General features: G+C 74.0%; 28 protein-coding genes and 2 pseudogenes. 13 read left to right on the forward strand and 17 right to left on the reverse strand.

Going from position 1 to position 23,897, the window contains the following annotated elements:
• The first annotated feature begins 183 nt into the window (after window positions 1-183).
• The gene (locus ACFSJS_RS16825; protein ID WP_380901109.1) at window positions 184-705 is read left to right on the forward strand and encodes a hypothetical protein; all 522 of its coding nucleotides are present in this window, start codon (window positions 184-186) and stop codon (window positions 703-705) included.
• A 105-nt stretch (window positions 706-810) separates the two neighbouring features.
• On the opposite strand, the gene ACFSJS_RS16830 is transcribed toward ACFSJS_RS16825, so the two are convergent.
• Window positions 811-1,311: a hypothetical protein gene (locus ACFSJS_RS16830; RefSeq protein ID WP_380901111.1), complete on the reverse strand. Its 501-nt coding sequence runs from the start codon at window positions 1,309-1,311 to the stop codon at window positions 811-813.
• Window positions 1,312-1,505: 194 nt separating this feature from the next.
• Window positions 1,506-1,704: pseudogene (locus ACFSJS_RS16835) on the reverse strand (transposase); the annotation flags it as partial.
• Between the two features lie 240 nt (window positions 1,705-1,944).
• Between ACFSJS_RS16835 and ACFSJS_RS16840 the strand changes: the two are divergent.
• Together ACFSJS_RS16840 and ACFSJS_RS16845 are read left to right on the forward strand one after the other, a co-directional pair.
• Entirely contained in the window at window positions 1,945-2,328 is a 384-nt protein-coding gene (locus ACFSJS_RS16840; protein ID WP_380901113.1) for a hypothetical protein, read from the forward strand.
• 53 nt (window positions 2,329-2,381) lie between these two features.
• A pseudogene (locus ACFSJS_RS16845) lies at window positions 2,382-2,768 on the forward strand (COG3415 family protein); the annotation flags it as partial.
• 95 nt (window positions 2,769-2,863) lie between these two features.
• On the opposite strand, the gene ACFSJS_RS16850 reads toward ACFSJS_RS16845, so the two are convergent.
• Both ACFSJS_RS16850 and ACFSJS_RS16855 read right to left on the reverse strand, forming a co-directional pair.
• Window positions 2,864-3,622, reverse strand: coding sequence for a formylglycine-generating enzyme family protein (locus tag ACFSJS_RS16850; protein ID WP_380901297.1), 759 nt, complete (start codon window positions 3,620-3,622; stop codon window positions 2,864-2,866).
• 293 nt (window positions 3,623-3,915) lie between these two features.
• Window positions 3,916-4,791, reverse strand: coding sequence for a helix-turn-helix transcriptional regulator (locus ACFSJS_RS16855; RefSeq protein ID WP_380901115.1), 876 nt, complete (start codon window positions 4,789-4,791; stop codon window positions 3,916-3,918).
• A 325-nt stretch (window positions 4,792-5,116) separates the two neighbouring features.
• Here ACFSJS_RS16855 and ACFSJS_RS16860 point away from each other — a divergent pair, with 325 nt between their 5' ends.
• The gene (locus tag ACFSJS_RS16860; RefSeq protein WP_380901117.1) at window positions 5,117-5,992 is read left to right on the forward strand and encodes a helix-turn-helix transcriptional regulator; all 876 of its coding nucleotides are present in this window, start codon (window positions 5,117-5,119) and stop codon (window positions 5,990-5,992) included.
• Between the two features lie 112 nt (window positions 5,993-6,104).
• On the opposite strand, the gene ACFSJS_RS16865 is transcribed toward ACFSJS_RS16860, so the two are convergent.
• Window positions 6,105-6,572 (reverse strand): MarR family winged helix-turn-helix transcriptional regulator, encoded by a 468-nt coding sequence (locus tag ACFSJS_RS16865; RefSeq protein WP_380901119.1) that lies wholly within the window; start codon window positions 6,570-6,572, stop codon window positions 6,105-6,107.
• Between the two features lie 187 nt (window positions 6,573-6,759).
• Entirely contained in the window at window positions 6,760-7,506 is a 747-nt protein-coding gene (locus tag ACFSJS_RS16870; RefSeq protein WP_380901121.1) for a VOC family protein, read from the reverse strand.
• Window positions 7,507-7,724: 218 nt separating this feature from the next.
• Here ACFSJS_RS16870 and ACFSJS_RS16875 point away from each other — a divergent pair, with 218 nt between their 5' ends.
• Window positions 7,725-8,183 (forward strand): hypothetical protein, encoded by a 459-nt coding sequence (locus tag ACFSJS_RS16875; protein ID WP_380901123.1) that lies wholly within the window; start codon window positions 7,725-7,727, stop codon window positions 8,181-8,183.
• 112 nt (window positions 8,184-8,295) lie between these two features.
• On the opposite strand, the gene ACFSJS_RS16880 is transcribed toward ACFSJS_RS16875, so the two are convergent.
• From ACFSJS_RS16880 to ACFSJS_RS16905, 6 genes are all read right to left on the reverse strand, one after another.
• Window positions 8,296-8,979, reverse strand: a complete 684-nt coding sequence (locus ACFSJS_RS16880; protein WP_380901125.1) for a hypothetical protein — start codon at window positions 8,977-8,979, stop codon at window positions 8,296-8,298.
• Between the two features lie 304 nt (window positions 8,980-9,283).
• Window positions 9,284-9,883 (reverse strand): Asp23/Gls24 family envelope stress response protein, encoded by a 600-nt coding sequence (locus tag ACFSJS_RS16885; RefSeq protein ID WP_380901127.1) that lies wholly within the window; start codon window positions 9,881-9,883, stop codon window positions 9,284-9,286.
• A gap of 21 nt (window positions 9,884-9,904) precedes the next feature.
• Window positions 9,905-10,573: a DUF6286 domain-containing protein gene (locus ACFSJS_RS16890; protein ID WP_380901129.1), complete on the reverse strand. Its 669-nt coding sequence runs from the start codon at window positions 10,571-10,573 to the stop codon at window positions 9,905-9,907.
• The gene (locus ACFSJS_RS16895; RefSeq protein ID WP_380901131.1) at window positions 10,570-10,956 is read right to left on the reverse strand and encodes an Asp23/Gls24 family envelope stress response protein; all 387 of its coding nucleotides are present in this window, start codon (window positions 10,954-10,956) and stop codon (window positions 10,570-10,572) included. The genes ACFSJS_RS16890 and ACFSJS_RS16895 overlap by 4 nt, the downstream gene beginning before the upstream one ends.
• 39 nt (window positions 10,957-10,995) lie before the next feature.
• A complete protein-coding gene (locus ACFSJS_RS16900) occupies window positions 10,996-11,181 on the reverse strand; it encodes a hypothetical protein (protein WP_380901133.1) in 186 nt (61 codons plus the stop codon).
• 52 nt (window positions 11,182-11,233) lie between these two features.
• On the reverse strand, window positions 11,234-11,734 hold the full coding sequence (locus ACFSJS_RS16905) for an Asp23/Gls24 family envelope stress response protein (protein ID WP_380901135.1): 501 nt from the start codon (window positions 11,732-11,734) through the stop codon (window positions 11,234-11,236).
• A gap of 211 nt (window positions 11,735-11,945) precedes the next feature.
• Here ACFSJS_RS16905 and ACFSJS_RS16910 point away from each other — a divergent pair, with 211 nt between their 5' ends.
• On the forward strand, window positions 11,946-12,755 hold the full coding sequence (locus tag ACFSJS_RS16910) for a nucleopolyhedrovirus P10 family protein (RefSeq protein WP_380901137.1): 810 nt from the start codon (window positions 11,946-11,948) through the stop codon (window positions 12,753-12,755).
• Between the two features lie 159 nt (window positions 12,756-12,914).
• Here ACFSJS_RS16910 and ACFSJS_RS16915 read toward each other — a convergent pair whose 3' ends face one another.
• Window positions 12,915-13,742 (reverse strand): SAM-dependent methyltransferase, encoded by an 828-nt coding sequence (locus ACFSJS_RS16915; RefSeq protein ID WP_380901139.1) that lies wholly within the window; start codon window positions 13,740-13,742, stop codon window positions 12,915-12,917.
• A gap of 447 nt (window positions 13,743-14,189) precedes the next feature.
• Complete coding sequence (locus tag ACFSJS_RS16920; RefSeq protein WP_380901141.1) at window positions 14,190-15,224, reverse strand: saccharopine dehydrogenase family protein; 1,035 nt, start codon at window positions 15,222-15,224, stop codon at window positions 14,190-14,192.
• 110 nt (window positions 15,225-15,334) lie between these two features.
• Here ACFSJS_RS16920 and ACFSJS_RS16925 point away from each other — a divergent pair, with 110 nt between their 5' ends.
• The 5 genes from ACFSJS_RS16925 (at window position 15,335) to ACFSJS_RS16945 (ending at window position 19,776) form a co-directional block, all read left to right on the forward strand.
• Window positions 15,335-16,372 (forward strand): helix-turn-helix domain-containing protein, encoded by a 1,038-nt coding sequence (locus ACFSJS_RS16925; RefSeq protein WP_380901143.1) that lies wholly within the window; start codon window positions 15,335-15,337, stop codon window positions 16,370-16,372.
• Between the two features lie 322 nt (window positions 16,373-16,694).
• Complete coding sequence (locus ACFSJS_RS16930) at window positions 16,695-17,951, forward strand: PP2C family protein-serine/threonine phosphatase (protein WP_380901299.1); 1,257 nt, start codon at window positions 16,695-16,697, stop codon at window positions 17,949-17,951.
• Window positions 17,948-18,310 carry an STAS domain-containing protein gene (locus ACFSJS_RS16935; RefSeq protein ID WP_380901145.1) on the forward strand — a complete coding sequence of 121 codons (363 nt, stop codon included), beginning with the start codon at window positions 17,948-17,950 and terminating at the stop codon, window positions 18,308-18,310. The genes ACFSJS_RS16930 and ACFSJS_RS16935 overlap by 4 nt, the downstream gene beginning before the upstream one ends.
• Before the next feature lie 173 nt (window positions 18,311-18,483).
• Complete coding sequence (locus ACFSJS_RS16940; protein WP_380901147.1) at window positions 18,484-18,831, forward strand: DUF1330 domain-containing protein; 348 nt, start codon at window positions 18,484-18,486, stop codon at window positions 18,829-18,831.
• Between the two features lie 375 nt (window positions 18,832-19,206).
• Entirely contained in the window at window positions 19,207-19,776 is a 570-nt protein-coding gene (locus tag ACFSJS_RS16945; RefSeq protein WP_380901149.1) for an LOG family protein, read from the forward strand.
• A gap of 349 nt (window positions 19,777-20,125) precedes the next feature.
• Here ACFSJS_RS16945 and ACFSJS_RS16950 read toward each other — a convergent pair whose 3' ends face one another.
• Complete coding sequence (locus ACFSJS_RS16950; protein WP_380901151.1) at window positions 20,126-21,052, reverse strand: alpha/beta fold hydrolase; 927 nt, start codon at window positions 21,050-21,052, stop codon at window positions 20,126-20,128.
• 108 nt (window positions 21,053-21,160) lie between these two features.
• Here ACFSJS_RS16950 and ACFSJS_RS16955 point away from each other — a divergent pair, with 108 nt between their 5' ends.
• Window positions 21,161-21,790, forward strand: a complete 630-nt coding sequence (locus ACFSJS_RS16955; RefSeq protein ID WP_380901153.1) for a TetR/AcrR family transcriptional regulator — start codon at window positions 21,161-21,163, stop codon at window positions 21,788-21,790.
• Between the two features lie 158 nt (window positions 21,791-21,948).
• Here ACFSJS_RS16955 and ACFSJS_RS16960 read toward each other — a convergent pair whose 3' ends face one another.
• Window positions 21,949-22,380 carry an ankyrin repeat domain-containing protein gene (locus ACFSJS_RS16960; RefSeq protein ID WP_380901155.1) on the reverse strand — a complete coding sequence of 144 codons (432 nt, stop codon included), beginning with the start codon at window positions 22,378-22,380 and terminating at the stop codon, window positions 21,949-21,951.
• 207 nt (window positions 22,381-22,587) lie between these two features.
• Here ACFSJS_RS16960 and ACFSJS_RS16965 point away from each other — a divergent pair, with 207 nt between their 5' ends.
• Complete coding sequence (locus ACFSJS_RS16965; protein WP_380901157.1) at window positions 22,588-23,235, forward strand: dihydrofolate reductase family protein; 648 nt, start codon at window positions 22,588-22,590, stop codon at window positions 23,233-23,235.
• A gap of 141 nt (window positions 23,236-23,376) precedes the next feature.
• Here ACFSJS_RS16965 and ACFSJS_RS16970 read toward each other — a convergent pair whose 3' ends face one another.
• Window positions 23,377-23,886: a DinB family protein gene (locus tag ACFSJS_RS16970; protein ID WP_380901159.1), complete on the reverse strand. Its 510-nt coding sequence runs from the start codon at window positions 23,884-23,886 to the stop codon at window positions 23,377-23,379.
• Between the last annotated feature and the right edge of the window lie 11 nt (window positions 23,887-23,897).

Below are 23,897 nucleotides of genomic sequence, written 5' to 3' on the forward strand. Positions count from 1 at the left end.
GACCGCCGCCGACCCGGCCGTCCGCGCCGCCCGCGGCCGCCGGTACGGACCGTGCCGCGGACGGAGGCGGACGGAGAGGGCCCGCGGTCTTCTCGCGCATCCGGGTGTTGTGTACTTTCGGTACCCCACCCGTCACTTCACGTCGCACGTGCGGAGGTGACCGTCACTGTGGAGGTACAGGCGGTGCGGAGCATTCGAGGCCTGCTGGCCGTGATCGCGCTGATCGCGTCGTCCCTGCTGCTCTCACCGGCGTCCGCGCACGCGGCGCCGGGCGATCTCACCTGCACGGAGGACGAGTCCGTGTCCTACTCCCCCGGCCTGCTGAACACGCGCCGGCCGGTGGACGTGACCGTGCACAACGTCCTGTCGTGCACGTCCTTGGCCGATCCGGCCGTGACGCGGGGGCAGGTGCAGGCGACCATCCGCGGCCTCGACCGCTCGTGCACGGACCTGGCCGCGTCCGGCAGCGGCTCGTACACCATCACCTGGAACACCGGTGAAACCAGCACGATCGGCTACAGCCGGTCCGCCAACTACGTCCTGGGCACGCTGGTCATCGTGGAGAACGGGACGGTGACGGCGGGCAAGTTCGCCGGTGACTCCGTCCTGCACGTCGTCGAGCTGCCCAACCTCGACCTCCTGGCCTGCCTCGCGGAACCCGGGCTCACCAGCATCTCGGGCATCGGCAGCTACGTCTTCACCTGACGCGCCCGTCCCGTCCAGGAGGGCCGGGCACCGGCCGGTCGATCGGCCCGCTCGCCCGGTACCGGCCCCGAAGGTGCCGGGCGTACCGGGCGGGGCGGCCGGCTCTCAGATCAGGGGGGCGGCGGCGGGCAGGGCGGCGAGCACTTCGGGGTAGGTGGTGCGGACCTTCTGCCAGTCGAAGGCGTACCTGTCCATGGCGGCGGGCGTGATCTCGCGCTTGTGGCCGTTGGAGACGAGGTAGACGGTCGGGTCGTCGGCGCTGCGGGCGAGGTGGGCGTAGGCGGTGAGGGGACCGCCGTCGGCGATGTTGTCGGCCGTCAGGACGAGCCGGATGCCGTCGGTGCCGCGGAAGAGCGCGCCATGGGTCACGGAGCTGGGGATGAGGTGACGCCTGCCGTCCAGGACGAGGTGGATGTCGCCGGAGTCGGCGGCCTTGATCCGCATCCCGTTGAGCTCGGGGAACAACTCGCCCTGGGAGGCGGTACGGACGGCTGTCGCCGCCGTGTGCGGCTGTGCGGCCTGGACCTGGGGCACGACGCCGGCTGTGACGGCGCCCAGGGCGGCGAGGACCACGGCGGTGCGCGACATCAGTGACTTCTTGTTCATGACCGTCCTCCGATGGGATGGCGGGGTGGCCGACTGCCGGCCGCTCCGCTAACTAGTTGAACCTTAACCTTTTTTGTTGATGTGTCAACCACTCTCTCGGTCTGTCACTGTGCTCGGTCTTCCCCGGGCGGCACCGGCCGCAGTTGTCGGTGGCCCCCGATCAGCGCCCCCGGCCGCGTCGCCGTGGACGGGGCGGGCCTGCGGCGCCGTCGGCCGCGGCGGGAGCGAACGGGCGGGGTACCGCGCACGAGCGGGAGGAGGGCCTGGCTGTCGTGGGTGTTGGCGCCGGAGATGCCGATCTGCAGGGGCAGACCATTCCGGTCGGTGATCAGATGGATCCTCGTCCCGTACCTGCCCCGGTCGACTTCGATTCGGGCCGGTCGGCTCCCCCTTTTCGTCGCCCGCTTCGACAAACCGGCCACCCGCTACAAGGCGGGAGTCCGTCTCGCCTCACGGATCCTCCGGCTCCGCGAACCGGCCCGAGATCGTTCACCGGACGGAACCTGGCGCCGCATCAGGCAGCGTTCCCAAGCAGCGTTCGCCCCCTTCGGACGTCGACTGGTAGCCGGCCGGAGGCCCGCATCCGGTCGTGGGAACGGAACGGTGGCGGCAGTACTCGCCTAGGATGCCTGGGTGTTCAATCGGCTTGGGATCAGCGTGTTGCCACCAGGCCCCCGATGGCCTGCCCAGTTGTCCTTCCGGATCGATGGCGAAGAGGTGGCGGCAGCGATGATCGAAGAGGGAGGCCGCGGCCCGTTCGCGGAGGAGGCGCTGCCGGCCGAGGGCCAGGGTCCCTTCTGGGCGACCGACGAGGGACGACGTGCAGTACTGGGTGAGCCCGAGTGCACGGGCGGGTGCTGTGGCTACCTGTCCGTGTTCGTGCAGCGTCACGGCGAGATCGTGGAGTGGTCCGACTGGCAGGTGCCCGCTGATGAGGCGCGTCCTCCGGCCTTTCACTTCGACGCCGATCAGTACGACGCCGAACTCACCCGAGCGCTTACAGCATTTGCCTCGTGACAGTCCGCCTCGTCGGGTGGTTCCCGGCTCGGCGGCCGGGCCGGAATGACCACGTGGCTGGACGTTCACAGGCTCGTGAGATCGACGATGAGGGTCGGCGGCTGCCGCGGATCATCCGCAGGGACACCGGGTCGGTGGTGGCATGGCGGCGGGCCCAGACGGTGCTGCTGCCCGCGCAAGGCATGCCGGTGGCAAGGATCGCCGAGGTGTCGTTCACCAGCGGCGACCGGGTCGGAGACGTGACCCGGAATTTCAACGCGGACGGCTTCGACTCGCTGTGTCCGAAGTGCAGGGGCGGCCGGCCGAAGACGTTCACGCTGACCGAGCGACGTGAGATCGAGAAGGTCGCCAGGTCCGAGCCCACCGATCACCACCTGCCGTTCTCGACATGGAGTCCGACCAAGCCGGCGGACTTCCTGGCCGCCGAGAGGGTGGTCGACGGATCACGTCGATCTCCCGCGGCGATCGTCCCACCGGCCCCCGTGCGGCCCCGACGCCGGCAGGTGCAGCTCCGGCAGAGCCCGCTCGGCATTCGTCAGATCACCCCGCCCCGCCGCCGGAGCGACGGCTCCGACGCGAGGCCGCCACATGGTCCACCGGACAGGTCCCGGCCGACCGGTTCGGAACGGGGCTGTTGCGGCCGGGACAGCGGTGTGGAGCGCGCGACGCGGAATCCCACGTCGTCGATCCGGAAGGTCGGGTGGCTGCGCCGCCGCACCGACGCCCGGCAGCTCCAGTGCTCGTCGGCCCATCCACCGCCGCGGAGCACCCGGTAGGTGCCGTACACCTCGGCGTCGTAGACGTCCCAGCACCAGTCCCACACGTTGCCCAGCATGTCGTACAGGCCCCATGCGTTGGGCCGCCTGCCGCCGACGGAGTGGATCCGTCCACCGGAATTGCCCTGGTACCAGGCGATCTCGTCGAGCCGGCCGTACCGCGGGCCGGTGGTACCCGCACGACAGGCGTGCTCCCATTCGGCCTCGGCCGGCAACCGGTACCCGTCTGCGGAGGTGTCCCATTCGGCCGTCCCGGCGTCGACGCACAGGCGGTATGCGGGCGTCAGCCCCTCGCGTCGGGACAGGGCGTTGCAGAACCGGACCGCGTCCCACCACGAAACGCCCTCGACCGGCAGCCGCTCGCCTCGGGCGCTGCTCGGCCGCCGGCCGGTGACCCTCGCGTACCAGGACTGCGTGACCGGGAACGCCGACATCTCGAACGGCGCGACCTCGACCGGCCAGCTGCTCCGCGTCCGCCGGTCCGACAGTGTCACCCGTCCCGCCGGGACCGCCACCATCCCGATTTCTTCCCCCTCACCCACGGCAGGCCACCCTACCGGTGTCCCCTGCCTTCCGCCGGTCCCTCCCGAGGGGATCCGGGGAGGCGACGGAGCCGGACCGCCTCCGTACGTCGTGGAGCCGCCTCCCGTCCGCGCGGTGGAGCCCGAAGGAGCGCCTGCGGACAAGCGTGCCCTCGCCGGGCCCGCCGCGGGCCGGCGGGGCGTCCCTCCGGCCGGCACGGCCGGTGTCCGGCCGCCCCTGACCGGCCCTACTCCGCGGACGGCGGGACCGGCGTGCCGCGGACGTGCCGCTACCGCTCGTCGACCGCGGGGCCGGACAGGGGCTCAGGAGCCCGGACCTGCCTGGACGCGGCGGCCATGGCCCTCAGCGCCTCGAAGGCGGCTGCCGTCGGGCCGGCCGGTTCGGCCCGGTAGACGACCAGCTGCTGGTGCGGGGCACCGTTGACGGTGAAAGCCGCGAGCTTGATGTGCAGATCGCCCACCTGCGGATGCCTGAGGTGCTTGTCCTCCTGGGACTTGCTCCTGACCTCGTGCAACCGCCAGATCCCGGCGAACTCCTCGCTCGACGCGCAGAGCTCTCCGACCACCTCGGCGATCCGTTCCGATGCGGGATCGTAGCCGTAGGCGGTTCTGAGCTCGGCGACGCAGGAATGCGCAGCCCGTTCCCACTCCCGGTAGAACTCGCGCCCCGCGGGGTCGACGAAAACCATGCGGGCGAGGTTGTCGAACCGGTCGAACCCGCTGTGCAGGGCCGCCGCCAGGGAGTTGCCCGCCAGGACGTCGAGAGCCGGGCCGAGGACGAAGGCGGGAGTGTGCTCCCAGCCGTCCATCAACTCCAGCAACTGCCGGCTGACCTCTCCCCGGCTTCCCCAGCCGCGCGGGCGCTGCGATGCGGCGAGGCACAGCCGGTTGAGGTGGTCGGCGGCCTCCGCACCCAGTTTCAGCGCCTGGGCCACCGCCGCGACGACCTGCGGGGACGGGCTGTTCTCCCGTCCCTGCTCCAACCTGATGTAGTAGTCGGAACTGACCCCGGCCAGCAGCGCGACTTCCTCCCTGCGCAGCCCCGGAACCCTGCGCCGCCCATGCTCGGGCAGCCCGACGTCGTGCGGCTTCAGCGCCTCCCGGCGGGCTCTGAGGAAATCGCCCAGGGGTGTCCCACTGCTCATGGCAGCCAGACTAGACCGACTCCGGCCGACCGCAGGCGCCCGCCGTGCGGTCGGCGGTGGCCGCTCGGGACCCACCGGAGCGAGTGCCCGCCCTGACCGGCGGGATCTCCCCGACGCGGCCGCCTCGCCCCGGGACGGCCGGCCCTTCGGGCGGGAGGGCGCCGCACTCCGCGCGGCCGGCGCGGGCCGTGCGGGTGCGGAAGCGTCGCGGTGGGACTCCGTCCGGCCCGGCGCGCCCCCGGGGCGTGGGGTCCTCCGGTCCTGGGTGTGACGCACCCACCGTCGGCTGATCCCTCCGAGGCGCTTCCGTCCCAACCTCGGTGGCATGGACGACGGCACGCACTCCGACACGGCCGAAGAGCTGGGTCGGTTCCTCCGCGCCCACCGGGAGCGCCTCAGCCCCGCGGACGCGGGGCTGCCCGGCACCGGGCGCCGGAGGGTGCCCGGCCTGCGGCGCGACGAGGTCGCCGCCCTGGCAGGTGTCAGTTCGAGTTACTACGTGCGGCTCGAACAGGGCCGCGCATCCCGCCCCTCGCACCGGGTGCTGGGCGCCGTGGCCCGCGCGCTCCGGCTCGGGGAGGAGGACGTCCGCCGGCTCCACCGCCTGGCCCGGCCCGCCACCCGCCGAACGGAGCCCCCCGCCCGCGTCGAACGTGTCGCTCCCCACCTGCGGCACCTGATCGAGGGCTGGACCGGGACGCCGGCCCTCGTCGTCGGGCGCGTCCAGGACGTTCTGGCGGCCAACGCCCTGGCCGACGCCCTCCACTCCGACTTCGCGGAGCGCGACAACATCCTGCGCATGCTCTTCCTGGACCCGGCGGCCGAGGCCTTCCACCGCGACGCCGAACGGGCCAGGCGCCGCGCCGTGGCCGATCTGCAGCGGATCGCCGCGGACACACCCGACGACCCCCGCGTCCTGCGGATCGTCGGCGAACTGTCCGTGCGCAGCGGGGAGTTCCGCGCGCTGTGGGCCCGTGAGCGCGCCCGGGTCCCCCCGTGCGAGGTGAAGCGGGTACGTCACTCCGCGGTGGGGGACATCGAGTTGCGGTACGAGGCGCTCGGCGTCCGCAGCGCCCCGGGACAGCAGCTCATCGTCCTCCAGGCCGAACCGGACTCTCCTTCGGCGGACGCTCTCGCCCTGCTGGGGTCCATCGCCGCACCCGGGGTCCCCCGCCGGCAGGATCCCGCTCCGGGCGGCTGAGGCGGCCTGGGGTCCGGGGAACGGGCCGGGCCCGCGCGGGCCGGTCCGTGCCGCCTGCGCGCACGGGGCCGGGAGCCGCCGGCAGTCCCCGGCGGGCCACCGCCGGGCGGTGTTACTCCCGGGCGCTCTCTTCGACGGCTTCCAGGATTCTCCCGAGAACCTCACCGAGGAATTCCGCCTCGCCGGGCTCGAGCGGATCGAAGAAAAGCCGCCGCACCGTCTCGGCATGTCCGGGTGCGGCCGCCTCGATGACACGCCTGCCGTGCTCCGTCAGGCGCACCATCGAGCCGCGGGCGTCGTCGGCGCAGGGTTCCCGCGTGACGAGGCCGCGCTTCTCCATGCGGCTGATCTGGTGGGACAGGCGGCTGCGCTCCCAGCCGACCTCGGCCCCGAGGTCCCTGGCCCTCAGCACGCCGCCGGCGGACTCGGACAGCGGCGCGAGGAGGGCGTAGTCCGCCGCCGAGAGACCGGAGTCCCGTTGCAGCTGCCGGTCCTGGGCGCGCTGCAGCTCACGGCGTAGCAGCCGGTACTTCGCCCAGACCTCGGCCTCGCCCGGAGCGAGCCATCGCGGTTCCGCCATGCCCCTACGCTACCAGATTGTTGACATATCACCAGACTTCGGCGCCGCCGGTTCCTCCCGGGTGCGGGACTCCCAGGAAGAGCGCAGCCTTCATGCGGCTGCGGAGGGCGGGAAAACTCGCATTCGCAGACGGGGGTCCCGCAACGGCAAAACGACGAGAAAGGCTTTTCCATGGGTACGTGGTTCATCACCGGCGCCTCCCGGGGACTCGGCGCGGAAATCGCCCGCGCCGCCCTTGCGGCCGGAAACAACGTGGTGTCAGCACCCGGCCGCCGTCGCCCCGGCCCGCGCCGGTGCGCGTCGCACCGAGCGAGACCAGGCGGTCGACCTCCGCCTCCCCGGCGGCGCCGGCGGGGAGCGCCAGTTCGAGGTACAGCCTGTTCGTGCCCGTCTTCGGCGCCACCGGAGGGCCACCCCAGGTGATCTTCGTGCCGCCGTCCGGCGATTGGATCGCGGTCTCCTGGTCCTGGTCCCAGACCAGCGGCCACCGCAGCGCCCTGCTCCAGAAGCAACCGGCCTCCCGCGTACCGTCGCAGGCCAGCGCTCCGATGGTGCCGGTGCCGGCGAGGAACCTGTTGCCCGCCTCGATGACGCAGAACTCGTTGCCGTCCGGATCGGCGAGCACCACATGCCCGTCTTCCGGGAGCTGGCCCACGTCGAGGTGCTTCCCGCCCAGTTCCAGCGCCCTGGCCACCGTCTGCCGCTGGTCCTCCGGGCAGGTGCTCGTCAGGTCGAAGTGCGCCCGGTTCCGGCCGGTCCTCGGCTCCCGGCCCGGCAGGAAACGGATGCGGAACCCGGCGGCGTCAGGGGGCAGGATCGCGACGTCGTCGTCCGGGCCGTCGACCGACCCCCAGCCCAGGACCCCGGACCAGAACCGCGCCAGGTCCGGCGGCCGGGGCGTGGTGAAGCAGATCGCGAACAGTCGACTGGTCATGCCCCGTGCGTCTCCGATCCGTCGAACGGGCGGTACGGCGCCTCGCCCTTCCCACGGGCGCAGCCCGGGGGCGGCCGTGCGGCACCCGCACCCGGGTTTCCGGGCCCGGGCGCCGGGCTCCCCCGCAGGACGACCGCGGGGAGCGGCACCGTCGTGTGCGGCACCGGCCGAGCCGTTGAGCGTTGACGTGCCGGACGAGCGCTCAATAGGTTCTGAGGATGCCCCATCCGTACCGCTTCGGTCCTGGCTTCATCCACCGCTGGGAGACCCGGCTCAAGAAGACCATCTGGATCGGGGTCGGCGTGGGGGCGGCCTTGGTGCTCGCCGCCCTGGGTCTGGGCGGGGTGTTCGACGGCCGCGTCGCCGACGAGGATCCGCTGTGGCCGGTGGTGTGGGGCGTTCTCTGGACCGGGGTGGCGGTGGCGGGCCTCGCCGTCCTCGTCCCGCTGCTGATCGCGTGCCTGCTGGGGGGAATGGCGGTCCACCGCCACGGCTGGGTGCCCGGGTTGCTGACCTACGCCGGAATCCTCGGCACCGCCGTCGGCTGCGTCCTGGGAGGGTGGCTCGTCTACGCCGGCGTCGGAACGCTGGTGGCGGGCGTGCTGAGCTTCTTCCTCATCGGTCGCCTGGCCAAGGTGCCGATGGCCATCGGACCGTTCCGTGCGGGCCCCGGCTGACGATCGGGCACGCGGCCGGCGGTGAGGTGCCGGCTCCCGGCCGCTGGCCACGGTCGCGTGGTGGGCACGTGACCCGGCCCCGGGGTCGCCGGAGCGGCCGGGGCAGCCGCCCTCAGGCCGCCGGCTCCGCTTCGGAGCCCCGGTGGAAGGACCGGTGGGCGAGCCACGCCGTCCAGGGCACCACGACCACCAGCGTCCCGGCCGTGAGCCAGGCCGTGAGGACCAGCGCGTCCTGGAAACCGGGCCGGAGGAAGAAGGCCGCCGCTCCGCCGATGCCCGGGACCATCGCGGCGAGGTAGGCGACCACGAACGGCCCGAACTGCTGCGTCGCCACCGGCCTGCCCCTCCTGTTCCGACGGCTCAGCCAGTGGGCCGACCAGAAGAAGACCACGGCGAACGGGAGCGCGAGCGCCGCGATGCCGACGGGGGCCTTGTGCTCGCTCTCCGGCATGGCCTCGGTGCCCTCCCGGTACGGGCCCAGGGCCACCTCCCGCACCTCGCCCCGCCAGGTGATCGTGGTCACGGTGACGCCGACGCGCAGCCGGTTCCGGACGGATCCGTCCCCGGCCAGCCGCACCCGGTGCTCCGAGCCGTCGGCATGGGCGAGGTCGTAGTAGTCGACGTAGGTCTTCTTCGCGACGGTCTCCTTGCCGGCGACCGTCGCCTCGCGCTCCCACCGGCACTCCCCGGCGGGACCGTTCGCCGGGCACGGGGGCGCCGCCCGGTAGGCACGTTCCCTGCCCACCGCGACGGGCGTCCAGACGGCGAGGCACAGGAGCACGGCGAGCCCGCACACACTGCCGATCGTCCGGAGCACCCACGGGGGCGTCAGGTCCTGTTGGTACCGGGTCTCCGCTCTTCCGACTCCCCGCTCGGGCACGGTTCCACTCCCCAATTCTCGCGCGCCGCGGCACTTCGGCACTTCGCCGCCGTTGGGTCCCGGGCAGAATTGTGCCCCAGCCGGCCGGACACCGGCCGGTCCCGAGGGCCGGGCCGCCGCTCCGGCCGACCGGAGCGCGTGGCGGAGGGCGCGGCAGCGCGACGGGCCGCTGCGGGGCCGGCGGGGAGCGTGCGGGCCGGTGCCGGGGGCGCGGCGGACGTCAGCTCACCCGCCGGGTACGGTGCCGTGCCGCACGCAGGCGCACCTCCGCCGGAAGCACTTCGAGGCCCGCCGAGGCGCGGGCGTTCTCCAGGGGGCCGTCCCGCAGGTCCGCCAGGGTCCGGGCGGGGTCCGCGTGGGGGGCCAGCACCAGGTCGATCCGGGCCCGCGGCCCGGTACGGCGGTGTCCCAGCCTCGTCCGGCAGCGCTCCACGCCCGGCAGGTCCTCGGCTTCCGTGTCCATCGCGTTCTCCAGGGCCGGTGCCCGGAGGAGGGCGCCGTAGCCGTCGCCGCTGCCGACCAGGACCTTGTCCAGGGGGCGTCGCCGGAGCTGGGCCTGGAGCCACCACAGGGCGAGCAGGAGGACGACGGCCGGCACGCCGATCGCCACCGGCCGGCGCCACCAGCCGGCATCGCCCCACCAGGCCGGGGTGCCCCGGGCGAGCAGCACCTCGTCCGGCCTGTTCCACGGCCACTGCGCCGGCAGCCCGATGCCCCCGTTCCGGTGGAGGTCGAGGCCGCCTGCCAGCACTGACAGCCCTGCTCCCAGCAGTACCAGCCCGGTCAGGCCCAGCAGGGTCCGGTTCACCGCTGTGAGCATCCGGCCCACCTCGCCTCTCTCCTACTGTTTCTTCGGACGCCGCACACGGGCCGCCACTCTCGTTCGCCGGGCGAGTCCGAGTCGCCCGACCGCGTCGTGCAGGGCGCGGTCCACATCGCCCCGTACCTCGTCGAGGGGCCTGAAGTGCGCCCGTGCCTTCGCCTTCACCCTGCGCCGCCCCACGCGCACCCGGACCGACTCCACCCCGGGTACCTCCTGCAACCGGTCGCGCACGATCAGCCTGGCGGCGGACCGTTTCAGTCCGGCGCGCATCCGGACCCCGCCGGAGACGTCGCAGCGCATGGGCAGCAGCCGGCGAAGCCCCGGGGTCACTGCCAGGAGGAGCAGCCACAGGCCCAGCAGACCGGTGAGCGCCGCCCCGACGACCACCCGCGAGTCCTCCAGGGGGCGGGTGGCCAGTTCGTCGGTGGTTCCGCGCCACCACCGGGAGGGGGGCCGGCCGGCACTCGCGGCGACCGCCTCGTACAGCAGCGCGATGGCGATGACGGTCGCGATCAGCGCCACCACCGCTGCGGGCGTTCGCCGGGTGGACCAGAAGCGCCGGGTGCTCCCGCTTCCACCGCCGCCCGGATCCCGTCCGGAGGGGTCGGCAGCGGGCTGCTCCGCGGCGGCGGGACGCGCGCCGGGGGCTTCCCGGGGGGCCGGCTGCTGCCGGGTCTCGTGGTTCACCGTGTTCTCCCCCGCCGGGTGCCGAACGGGCTCGAGCGCACCGTGTGCAGTCGCGTCACCTCGACGGTGACCTGCCGGACCTCCAAAGCGGCCAGTTCCCGCAGGCGCGCGGACACCCGGGCGCGCACCGCGTCGCACTGCGCGCCGATGTCGCAGGGGTAGGGGAGCTCGACGGCGACCCACACCCGGCCGTCGCCGCTCCCCCCGCCCCGGTCCGACGGGTGGCGGGCAGCGATCATGGCCCGTGGTACGGCGGCCCGTCGGCCGTGCGGCTCACCGGGCGCGTCGGGAACGGCGCCCAGCGCTTCCCGGGCGGCCCGGATTGCGATCTTGGTCAGGACCCGGTCGGCGATTCTCGTCGCCCCCCGGTCGGCTGCCGGCACCCAGGATGTCTCAGCCGTGCGGAACTCCTGTGCCACCGGTTACCGCCGTCCGCGCTCACTGGTGCGGAAGAGTTCTCCCGGATCCAGGCCACCGTCGAGGACACGGCCCGCGACGAAACCGACCGCGCCCAGCGCGGCCACCAGAAGGAAGGCTCCGAATCCGCCGAAGTACCCGGCGAAGCCCAGTGCCATGCCGGCGATCAGGCCGACTGCGGCCATACTCATCGTGCGTTACCTCGCGCTCGTGCTCCGCCGGACCGATGCGGCCCGTGCCGTCCTACTGCAGTCGCGGCCTCTCCGGCTGCTGCTCCTCCTCGTCCTCCTCCTCGCCGGGGAGATTGACGTCGCCGACCGCGACGTTGACCTCGACGACCTCCAGTCCGGTCATTCGCTCGATCGCCTCGATCACGTTCTCCCGCACATCGCTGGCCACATCGGCGATCGCCACCCCGTACTCGACCACGATGTCCAGGTTGACCGCCGCCTGGACCTCTCCGACCTCGACCTTCACCCCCTGGGTCGCGGGCCGGCCGCCGCCGGGAACGCGCTCGCGCACCGCGCCGACGGTACGGGCCATGCCGGAGCCCATCGCGTGGACGCCCTCGACGTCGCGGGCCGCCATCCCGGCGATCTTCCCCACCACACCGTCGGCGATGGTGGTCCTCCCGCGGGCGCGCGGGTCGGTCGCGCCGCGCCCCTCACCGAGTTGCCTGCCGCCGGGGGACGCACCTCCGGCGGCGGAAGAGCCGGAGCGGCTCTGCTGGGTGGTCTCCGTCATCGTCGTCACTCCTCACCCGCACGAAGGTAAGATTTGCCCTCTTTGCGAATCTTAGTGACCTTTGCCACTTTCTTCTTGACGAGAGTGACACCCTGTGGAGGAGGCGTACGGCCCCCGTGCGGCCCCGCGCGGAAGGCCGGGCGTGCAGGGGGGCACCGCACCCCCCGGTGGATCCGGGGCGTTCCGATCACCGGGAGAGGGGCAGGCACCCATGGGCACGGACCCGCTGGCTCAGTCCGTACGCCGTCATCTGGCCCCGGGCCGCCTGCTCCCTCTGGGTGGGGCGGCGGACGGCGCCTGGCTCGCGGAGCGAGCCGCGGCCGGTGTGCTGCGGCACGCCTTGGACGGGATGCCGGGAGTACGGCCGGGAGCCCTCCGCATCGCGCTGTCCGACCCCGGCACGGCCGGGAGGCCGGCCGTGCCGGCCCCTCCCAGCGCGTTGCCTCCCGGGCCGGTCCGGATCGAGGCGGAGTTCGACGCCGCGGTCGACCGGCCGCTGCCGGTGACCGCCGAGCGCGTGCGGGCCGCCCTGGCCGAGGCCGCCGACGACCGTCTGGGGCTGGTGGTGGCGGCGGTCGACCTGCGGATCAGCGGGCTGCTGGAGGAGCCGGAGGACGTACGGTCGCGGCAGAGCACGTCCGAGGCGGAGCCCGGGGCCACGGCCCCGGCCGGAAGCGGCCCCGCAGACGGCGGAGACGGCGCGGGCGCAGCAGCCGCCGGAGGCGCGGACGGCGCGGTGCGCACCGCGGCCCTGGGCGTCCCGGGCGTGGCCCGCCTCACGCCCGCGCCGTACGGCAGGGACCGGCCGGTGTGGATCAAGGACACCTTCCCCGACGGGCGGGGCGACACCCCGCCCGGCCGCCACGTCGAGATCCACCTCGCCGTCTTCGCGGACCACCGCGTGCTCGACGTCGTGCGCCGGGTCCGCTCGGCGGCGGCCCGGGCCGCGGCGGGCGGCGCCCCCGGCCAGGTCACGGTCGCGGTCGTGGTGCCGCAGGTCGCGGACACGGCGAGGACGTGAGGCCCGCGGCCCCGCCCACGGGGCATGCGCCGCGGGGTGCCGTGCGTCCTCACCCCCCGGCGCACCGCGTGGCGGGGCGCACGCGGCGCCGGCGCGGCACGGCCCCGCCGCTCCGGCCGCCGCACCGCCCCCGCCACCGGCGCTGCCGGCGGGCCGGGACTACGGCTTGCGGGCCACGAGCGCGTAGCCGTTGATCTTGGAGTCGTCCATGAGGTCGTCGGTCTCCGGGCGCCAGCGGTGTATCGGCACCATGCCCGGGTCCACGAGTTCCAGTCCCTCGACCATGTCCAGGATCTCCTCGCCGCTGCGGATTGCGCACTGGGCCCGGCCCTGGTTGTAGATCTCCTGGAAGCGGGCCATCAACTCGGGCGCGTAGTCGGTGGTGGCGTGGCTGATGACCACGTAGCTGCCCGGCACCACGGCGTCGGCCAGGCGGCGGACGATGCCCTTGGGGTCCTGGTCGTCACCGACCAGGTGCAGCAGCGCGCACAGGTAGACGGCGACCGGCCGGTCCAGGTCCAGGGTGTCGGCCAGCTCCCGGGAGCCCAGGATGCTGTCGGGGTCGGTGGCGTCCGCGTCGAGGTAGGAGGTGCGGCCCTGGGGGGTGCCGGTCAGCAGTGCGGCGGCGTGAGCGAGGACCACCGGGTCGTTGTCGGTGTAGAGCACCCGGGCTGCCGGGTCGATGTCCTGCACGGTGGTGTGCAGGTGGGGGGAGGCCGGGCTGGGGATTCCGGTGCCGATGTCGAGGAACTGGCTGATGCCGGCCTCGGCGGCGAGCCATCGGGCGGAGCGGTGGATGAATCCGCGGTTGGCCTGCGTCCCCTGACGCACCTCGGGCCATAACTTCAGGATCCGCCCGGCGATCTCCTCGTCGGAGGCGTAGTTGTCCTTGCCGCCTGCGAACGCGTCGTACAGGCGCGCGCTGGACGTGCCGGGGGTGGTCGCCTGCCGGGGGTGTCCGCCCATGGCGCTGCCCGTCTCGTGCATCAGTGCTCCACTGTGTCGGAACCCCCGTGCTCGGGGGAGGGTTACGGCGCGGTGCGGCAGTGTAGTCAGCGGGGTCGGTCCCCCGGTAGCCGGTGCGAGGCGGGGATCGCGCCGTCGCCGGCGCCCTGCGGCCGGCCGGCGACCGCACCGCCGCGGCGATCGCCGAGGATCCCTCCGCCCGTCTCATCCGTCCGGGCACGGCCGTCCCGGATCCCGCCGCCGCGACGGCCCCCCACCACACCGTCCGCACCCACCTCGCCCGCTGCCCCGCCCTCCCCACGCAGTGGGCCTCCCCATCCGCCGCGGTCCGCGCCGAGGCGCGCCGGTGAGGCACCCGGGGCGGCCGGGGATCCGAACGGGCGGCCGCACGCCGTGCACTCGGACGCCGGCCCCGCCCGGGACGGGCCGGGGCGCGGTGTCGGGCGTGCCGCATGGACGGCCTGCCCGCTACGTCCACAGCTCCAGGTCGATGTGCGGGGACAGCGCGCGGAGGAAGTCGGCGGCGTCGAAGATCTCGCCGGCGGAGGCGACTCCGGTCGCCCTGGTCCGTCCGGCGAGGATGCGGTCGATCGCCTCCACCGCGAGCGGCGCCGTGACGGCGTAGATGTCCCGGCCTGTGGCGACGGCGCGCCGTTCACTGCCGCCGGAGCGCACGACGGCGTCGACGAGGAAGGTCTGCGCGGACCGCCCGCGCTCGTCGGCCGCGGTCGGCGCCGGGGTGTCGGGAGCCGACAGGTCCCTGGCCGCCTCGACCGCCATGTAGGTGCACACCTCCGGAATGGCCAGGTGGCTGGGAACCGTGACGACGTCGGCCATCGTGAACCCTCCGACGACGGCCCGGGGGCCCATCGGGTCGGGGAAGGGCCACTCCAGGACCGGCGGGTCGTCCTGGTGGTACTCCAGCCGCCCGTTCGTGTAGCGGACCCCCCGCCCGCCCCGCCGCTGCCGGGAGACCGCACCCGCGGCGCGCGTCCCGGCGGTGGGGTGCCAGCTGCTCAGCCCGTAGGCGACGTGCGCCTCGTCGGCCTCCTTCCAGTCGCCCATCGCGGCGGTGATCAGCAGGTCGCCGAGGCCGCCGTAGAAGGCCATCGCGGGGACGACGGCCGTTTCCGCGGCGCGGGCACGGTCCCCGAAGTGGGTGAACGTGTCGATGTTGGCCTCGATCTCGGCCGCCACGTCCACGTACGGGATCCCGGCACGGAGTGCCGCCTCGATCACGGGGGCGGCCGTCACGGCGAAGGGCCCGGCGCAGTTGACCACGGCTGCCGCACCGGCCAGCGCACGGTCGAGCGAGGCCGGGTCGTCCACCGACGCCGGGCGGACGTCCGGTTCGGATCCGTACGCCGCCGCCAGTTCCTCCAGCTTGCCGGCGTCACGGCCGGAGAGCACGGGGGTGAACCCGCGTTCCCTCAGCTGCGCCACCACGAAGCGCCCGGTGTGCCCGTACGCGCCGTACACCGCGACCACGGTTCCCGCCGTCATGGATGCCTCCCCTGCTCGAATGATCCGCTCGGATTCACCGCGATCATCCTGACGGCGGCGGGCATCCCTCCGCGAGTGTCTGGAACGCCATGGGCCGTACAATTCCGGACGTGGATGTTGTCGCGCTGGCCGTCACCGACGGAATGCTTCACTTCGAACTGGCCCTGGCCTACGAGGTCTTCGGCGCCGCCCCGGCCGGCGTGGCCGGTCCCTGGTACGACGTCGCCGTCTGCGGGCCGGGCCCCGTGCGGGCCGGCCGGTTCCTGCTGGAGCCCGACCACGGCCTCGACCGGCTTCCGCGCGCCGGCACCGTGATCGTCCCCGGCTGGGCCGACGTCGACGAGGAACCGCCCCCCGACCTGGTCGACGCGGTGCGCGCGGCCCACGATGCGGGGGCGCGCGTGGTCTCACTGTGCACGGGCGCCTTCGTGCTGGCCGCCGCCGGCCTGCTGGACGGGCGCCACGCGACCACGCACTGGGCGCACGCCGATGTCCTGGCCGCCCGCCACCCCCGGGTGCGGGTGGACCCGGACGTCCTCTACGTGGACGACGGCAGCGTGCTCACCTCCGCCGGCAAGGCCGCCGCCATGGACCTGTGCCTGCACATCGTCCGCCTCGACCGGGGCTCGGCGGTCGCCAACGCGGTCGCCCGCCGCCTGGTCGTGCCACCGCACCGGGACGGCGGCCAGGCCCAGTTCGTCACCACCCCGGTGCCCGCCCCGTACAACCACCCCCTCGCCGACCTGCTCTCCTGGGCGCTCGAACGGCTCGACCGCCCGCTGACCGTGGAGGACCTGGCCCGCCGGGCACGGATGAGCTCGCGCAACCTGGGCCGCCACTTCAGGGCCGCGACCGGCACCACTCCGCTGCAGTGGCTGCTGACCCAGCGGATCCGCCGCGCCCAGGAGCTGCTGGAGACCACCGACGACAGCATCGACACCATCGCGGCGGCCACCGGCATGGGCACCGCCACGACGCTGCGCCGGCATTTCAACCGCACGGTCGGCGTGCCTCCGGACACCTACCGCCGCACCTTCCGTTCGAGGACCCGCTCCGGCCCGAGCGGCGGCGAGCAGCACGACGACCGTCCCCGAGCCGGTCTGGCGGAGCACCACGGCCAGTGGCGCCGCACCCCGTGGGACCCGTGACCGTCCGCGGCGTCCTCGACCGCGACCGCACCCGGCCCTGCCGCGGGCCCCGGTCACTCGTCGTGCACATGCCGCGGAAACCGAGCCGGAGCCGCTCCCCGCGGACCTCCGCGAGCCCGCCGGTCACCGGTCGCAGCCGCAGCCGGTGAACGGACGCAGCCGGGAGTGAACGAGACCCGGTGTGCGGCGAGCGGTGATCGCAGGCGGTGATGGCGGGTAGCCGAGACAGTGGACATGGGTGTGCCTGCCGGGGCGCGCCCGGCTCTTGGCGGGAGATGACGTGGCTTCGTCTGGACCGGACAGGGATGCGGGCGGGTGGCGGATGCTGTCGGGCCTGCTGGCGGACAGCCATCTGACACCGCTGGAGTTGCTGCCCGCCAGGGTGGGCATGAACGCCGCGAAGGCCGGTTTTCCGCAGGTGCTGATCTATCTCGGGGACCTGCAGCGGCAGGTGCTGCAGATGCTGACCGGAGAAGGCGTGCGCGCCGAGGGCCACCAGACGCAGCTGCCCATCCAGGGCACCGTGGCCGGGCGAGCCTTCCAGTACGGGCGGATCCTGCCGGCCGGACCCGCGCAGGAAGGGGGCCGTGACTGGTGGGTGCCGCTGCTGGACGGCACCGAGCGCATGGGCGTGCTGCGGGTCACGGCGGCCCACGACGACGACCGCGCGCGGGAGGGCATGGAACGGCTGGCCTCGCTGCTCGCGCTCATCCTCCACAGCAGGCGGGAGAGCAGCGATCTCCTGGCCCGGATCGAGCGGGTCAAGCCGTTGAACGTCGCGGCGGAGATGCAGTGGAAGCTGATGCCGCCGCGGGTCTACGCCGACGGGCGGGTGGTGATCGCGGCGGCGATGGAGCCGGCCTACCAGATCAGCGGGGACGCCTTCGACTACGCCACCGACGGCCCTCTGGTCCATCTGTCCGTCTTCGATGCGATGGGACACGACACCGCCGCCGGCCTGTCCGCCAACCTGGCCGTCGCCGCCTGCCGCAACACCCGCCGGCAGGGGGGCGACCTCGTCGCCTGCGGTGAGGCGGTGGAGGCGGAGCTGATCGAGCAGTACGGCCGGCGGCGCTACGTCACCGGCATCCTGGCCACCCTGGACACCCGGGACGGGACGCTGTCCTGGGTCAACCGCGGCCACCACCCGCCGTTGATCATCCGGGACGGCCGGTGGGCCACGCACCCGCAGTGCCCGCCCGCCCATCCGATGGGCACCGATCTGGGCCTGGACAGCCGGGTGTGCCGCGAGCAGTTGCAGCCCGGCGACCGCATCGTGCTCTACACCGACGGCATCGTCGAAGCCGGCGGCGTGGGAGACGCCCAGTTCGGTCTCGAACGCTTCACCGATCTGCTCATCCGCCACCACGCCGACGGCCTGTCCGTCCCCGAGACCCTGCGCCGTGTGGTCCACGCGGTGCTGGAGTACCACGACGATCAGTTGCGGGACGACACCACCGTGCTGTTCTGCCAGTGGCTCGGCCCCCGCCCCGATCCCACCGAGGAGGCGGCCGACCTAAGCGGGGTGCCCGAAGCCGGCCGTCCCGCAGCAGCCGCCCCGGACAGGAGCGCCCCATGACCGGCAGCGGTCTGCGCCTGACCCTCGTCGAAACCCGTGGCCCGCTCGCCGTCGCAGCCGTCGGCGGAGAGATGGACCTGCACACCGCCCCCGACCTCCGCCGGCAGGCCACCGCTCTGATCGGTGACCACCCGCACCTGATCCTGGACCTGTCCGGTGTCACCTTCTGCGACTCCTCCGGACTCAACGCGCTCCTGCGCCTGCGCCGCCACGCCGGCGAGAACGGCGGTCGCCTCCCCCTGGCCGCCCCCACCGACCGGATCACGCGCATGCTGCGCCTCACCGGCGCCGACACCGTCCTCCCCCTCCACGCCGACGTCGCCGAAGCCCGAGCGGCCCGGCCCTCCGACGTCCGCTGACTCCGCGGGACCGGCGGACCGAGGCGCAGAAGCTCCCGCCCGGCCCCCGAAGCGGCCCCTGCGGGCGGCCCGCCGTGGGCCGGAACTCCGCATGACCCGGCAGGTCATCGACCCCGGCGCACCCGGGTGCCACGATCGCCTGTGTACGGAACCCGACCGGCCGGAAGGACGCCATGCCCGCCTACGCCATAGCCCACCTGCAGGACGCCGCCCCGCACCCGGAGGTCGCCGAGTACGTCGAGCGCATCCCGTCCACCTTCGAGCCGTACGGCGGCCGCTTCCTCGTGCACGTCGCGCAGCACGAGGTGAAGGAGGGCGACTGGCCCGGGCACGTCGTGGTCATCGGCTTCCCCGGGATCGCCGAGGCGCGCGCCTGGTGGGACTCGCCCGCCTACCAGGAGATCGCGCCGCTGCGTTCACGGCACGTCAGGGGCGACATCATCCTGGTCGAGGGCGTCCCCGAGGGCTACGACCCGGCTGCCACCGCCAGGGCCATGCGGGAGGCCCTGCCCACCGCATAGCCCCGGACCCGGGTCCCGGCCCCCTCCCCGCCGCGGGCCGGAAGCCCGGCCCGGAATCCTGCGCCCAGCCGCCTGCGCCGCGGGCCCCGGCCCGGGACGGCACCGATCCCCGCTCCGGCGCGCGGGGCGCCCCGGCACGGACGGGGGGGAAGCGCTCGGAGGCGGCGGCCGGGGTCGGCAGGGCTTCCGGTGCGGGGGCAGGCCCGACGATGGGCGGAGGGCGGGCCGGGCCGGTCGGTGTTCCACCGGCGGGGACGGGGCACTCGGTGGTGGCCCCGGCAGGTGGGAGGTCCGGCCGGGCCGCGTTCCCGCTCACCGGGGGGACGGCCCGCGGTCGCGCTTCCCCACGCCGTCGTCCGCGGAAGGGACATCACCGTGCGCATCTGCGTGTTCTGCGGCTCGTCGCGCGGCAGCGCCGGCTATCTGGAGGCCGCCCGCCAGGTCGGCCACACCCTGGCGACCCGCGGGTTCGAGATCGTCTACGGCGGGGCCCGGGTCGGGATGATGGGCGCGGTGGCCGACGCCGCGCTGGCCGCCGGCGGGTCGGTGACCGGTGTGATCCCGCGGAATCTCCTCGACTGGGAAGTCGCCCACGACGGGCTGAGCGCCCTGCACGTCGTCCCGGACCTGCACCGGCGCAAGGCCCTGATGGCCGATCTGGCCGACGCCTTCATCGCGCTGCCCGGCGGCGCGGGCACCCTGGAGGAGACGTTCGAGGTGTGGACCTGGGCCCAGCTGGGCCTGCACGCCAAACCGGTGGGGCTGCTCGACACCGGCGGCTACTACACGCCCCTGCTGCACTTCCTGGACCACATGACCGCCGAGGGATTCCTGCGGGCCCCCTACCGGCGGATGCTGATCGCGGAACCGGACCTGGACCGCCTGCTGGAGCGGTGCGCCCGCTACCGGCCCCCCGACTACACCTGGACGGAGACGGACGTCTGAACCGGGACCCCGCCCACGCTCCGGTCGCCGGCGCCGTCCGCGTACCGGCGGTACGAGCCGGGCTCCGGCGCCCTGCTCACGGGCGCGCCCCCCGGCCCGGGGCCGGGGCGGGCGGGTTCGGCCGGGGCCCTGTTCGCCCTGCCCGGCCTGCCGACCGCCGGACGGGCGCGGCAGGCCGGTGGCGCAGCGAGGTCCGTGCGGCGGGGTGACCGGGCCGGGCCTGCGCTTCTGCGGTGGGGGCGGCATCGCCGTGTTCCCGTCCGCCCGGGGGCGCGGCGGCCGGACCGCGGGGGCCCGGGACGGCCGCGGGAGCCGTCCCCGGGCCCGTCGGACCCGGCTGCGGCGGCTGTCAGCCGACTCGGTCGACGGCGTCCATGAAGTCCAGCATCCGGCGGTTGACCTCGTCCGCGTGGTCGATCTGGGGGCCGTGGCCGGTGCCGGAGACGATCTCGGCCCGGGCGCCCGGTATCAGGCGCGGAATGCGCTCGGCCTGCCTCTGCGGGTGCACGAGGAGGCTTCGCTTGCCGAGTACCAGGTAGAGCGGGGTGCGGATGGCGGCCAGTTCGTCCTCGGTCAGCGGCAGCGGGGCGGGACGGCGTATGCGGTAGGCGCGGACGCCCGTCCTGATCATGGTGCGCAGCTCCGGCACGACGAGGACCGGCTGTTCCAGCCAGGCCGCCAGTCGCGGGCGCAGGGCCTTGGGCGCGAAGGTCGCGAAGAGGCTGGCGAAGATCCAGAGGAAGAAGCGCAGGCCCACTTTCTCCAGGCCGCCGGGGTCGAGCAGGGTGACCGAGGCGAGGCGGCCGGGCCTGCGGTGCGCCTGGTTCAGGGCGAGCCATCCGCCGTAGGAGGAGCCGACCAGGTGCACGTGGTCCAGCCCGAGCCCGGCGAGCGTCTCGTCCAGCCACTGTGCGGCGCGCTCGGGTTCGTGCAGGGGCTCGCGCTGGACGCTGCGTCCCGGATCGCCCGGGGTGTCGATGGCGTAGACCGGCCGGGCGGCACTGAGGGCGGGGGTGTTCGGGTACCACATGGCCGAGCAGGAGCCGGCCCCGTGCACCAGGACGACGGGGGTGCGGGACCGGGCGGCCGGATCGGCGGGGCCGTACCGGTAGACGTGCGTGGTGCCGGAGGACGTCTCCACGTCCGTCTCCGCGAGAGCGGGTGCTCCCAGCGCATGGACCGCTTCGCAGGCTGCGAAGTACCGGTCGCGCCAGGCGTCGCTCACGAAGCGGCCGACATCGTTCCGGGTGCGGGCTGGAGTCCGGGACACGGTCACCTCCGGGTGCGGTTCTTTATGGTACGAACGTATCACATGCTTGGTACGGCTGTATCATCAAGGTGGATTGGATCCGACCAGCGGCGACAACGAGCGGAGGGCCGGTCGATGCCCAAGCGCGTGGACCACGCGGAGCGGCGTACCGAGATCGCCGAGGCGCTCCTCCGTGTGGCGGCGCGGCGCGGGCTGCACGCCGTGGGGATGCGCGATGTGGCGGCGGAAGCAGGCGTGTCGCTGCGGCTGGTGCAGTACTACTTCGAGACCAAGGAGAAACTGCTGCTCTACGGGCTGCAGCACCTGGCGGGGAGGTTCGGGGAACGGGTCGGCGCCCGGATCCGGGCCGCCGGCCGCGACCCGGGACCGCGCGCGCTGGTCGAGGCGATGCTGGGGGCCGCGCTGCCGACCGACGAGGAGAGCCGCACCTTCCACCTCGTCTACACCTCGTACGCCGTGCTGTCCGTCACCGACCGGGCGCTCGCCGCCCAGCCCTTCGTCAAGGACCCCGACGCGGCCGAGAGCGCCCTGGCCGGACTGCTGCGGCAGGCGGAGGAGAGCGGTCTCCTCCGGCCCGGCGTGGACCCGCGGATGGAGGCCGTCAGCCTGCTCGCCCTGTCCGCAGGGCTCGGTACCAGCGTCCTCGTCGGCCAGCGCAGCCCGGAGGCGGCCGCCGCGGTCCTGGACCACCACCTGGACCGGATCTTCCGGGACCGCCCCACCGGCGCGCAGCCGCGCCGGTGACCTACCTCGCCCCTCGTGGACGCCGCCGGTGCCTGCCGGCCGGCGCCGCTGCCGCCCGGCTCCCCCGGTCCTGCGGCGCGTCGCCCCTCGGGCCGGCCCCCTACGGCGCTACGGCGTGTATGGGGAGCGCATCGCGAGCCCTGGCGCCACCGGCGGGGTCACGTGGTTCGGCTGCGCGGTCGGGCGCCCGCGGCGAGAAGCACGGCGATCGTCCCGGGGTGGGGCCCGGTCATCGCCCATTCGAGCGGGGAACGGCCCGTGTCGTGGTCTTCGCGGGGACCGGGGTCGGCGCCGTGGGCGAGGAGTGCGCGCACCGTCTCGGTACGGCCCCAGCACGCGGCCGCGCACAGGGGTGCGCCTTCCGCGCCGCGTCCGCTCCCGGTGTCGGGCGAGGCCCCGGCCGCCAGCAGACACAGGACGTTGCCGGTGGCTCCGGCGACCGATGCCGCGTGGAGGGGCGTGGTGCCTTCGGCGTCGCCGGCCTCCGGGCAGGCCCCGGCCCGCAGCAGGGCGTTGATACGGGTGCTGTCGCCGAACGTCGCCGCACCGACGAGCCGTTCGGACAGTTTCCTCCGCCGTCGCCTGTTCACGGTCGCCCGGGCTAGGCGGTCCCGCAGTCGATCACGGTGGTCCGGCCGACGGCGGCCCGGATGTCCACGGGAGGCGACGTCACCGCCTGGGGCCGCCCGCCGTCCGTGACGGCAGGCGGCCCGATTCCCGAACGGTCACGGAGGCAGCGATGAGTTTGCGCGGCCCGGAGAGTCCCACCGGCGTTGCCGACGACACAGGAGGAGCACGTGGCTCAGCTGCTGAGGGTCCAGAACTTCACCGTCTCCCGTGACGGGATCGGTGCCGGTGAGGACCAGAGTCTTGAAAATCCGTTCGGCCGTGCCGTCGACCCGGCGAGGCTGTTCGCCTGGGCCGGTGCCACGGCGAGCTGGCCCATGCGCACCGATCCCGGGGGGAGCCGGGGCCTCGACGACTACTTCACGCGGGACTACGGGCGCAACATCGGTGCCGAGATCATGGGCCGCAACAAGTTCGGGCCCCAGCGCGGGCCCTGGAACGACCACGAGTGGCGCGGCTGGTGGGGCGACGAGCCCCCGTTCCGCACCCCGGTGTTCGTCATGACCCACCACGGGCGTCCTTCGTTCACGCTCTCCGACACCACGTTCCACTTCGTCGGCGGCGACCCGGCCGCGGTCCTGGAGCAGGCGCGGGAGGCGGCGCGGGGCAAGGACGTCCGGCTCGGCGGCGGGGTCACCACCATCCGGGAGTTCCTGGACGCCGACCTCGTCGACACCATGCACGTGGCGGTCTCGCCGGTGGAACTCGGGGCCGGACTACGGCTCTGGGGGTCACCCGATGAGCTGCTCGACCGGTTCCACCTGGAGGTCGTGCCCAGCCCGAGCGGTGTGACACACCACCTGTTCTGGCGGAGGTGACCGGACTTCGGGGCCGGTCCCGGTCGGCTGTTCCGCCTCCCGGGGCTGCCCCGGGGCGGGCCGTCGAGTCACGCCCCGGGCGGTCGGGGCGGTCGGACGGTCGGCGACGGCCGCGCAGGGGGAGCGGCGGGTCCTGTGGGTTCAGGCGCCCACGGTCCCGTCGACACCCTCGCGCAGGAAGTCCGCGTGCCCGTTGTGGCGGCCGTACTCCAGGAGCACGTGCAGCATCACCATCCGCAGCGACACCTCCTCGCCCCACCTCGGCTGGTATCCGGCCTGCTCCAGGGAGGGCGCCTCCCGTTCGATGCGGCGCGAGTTCTCCACCTCGGCCTCCCAGGCTTCGAACGCCTCGCCCCTGGTCGAGGCGTTCGCGTCGTACGCCGCCTGGAAGTCGATCGTGTCGGACCAGACCATGGGCGCGTCGTTGTCCTCGAACACCCGGCGGAACCAGGCACGCTCCACCTCCGCCATGTGCCGCACCAGACCGAGCAGCGAGAGCGTGGACGGCGGCATCGACTGCTGCCGCAACTCCTCGTCGGCGAGCCCTTCGCACTTCATGGCGAGGGTCGCACGGTGGTAGTCGAGGAAAGCCCGCAGCATGTCGCGTTCGCTTCCGAAACCGGGCGGTCCCACACGGCTGTCGCCGGTCACTGTCCGTGCTC

It is taken from the genome of Streptomyces desertarenae (assembly GCF_042681365.1).
GTDB lineage: Bacteria > Actinomycetota > Actinomycetes > Streptomycetales > Streptomycetaceae > Streptomyces > Streptomyces desertarenae.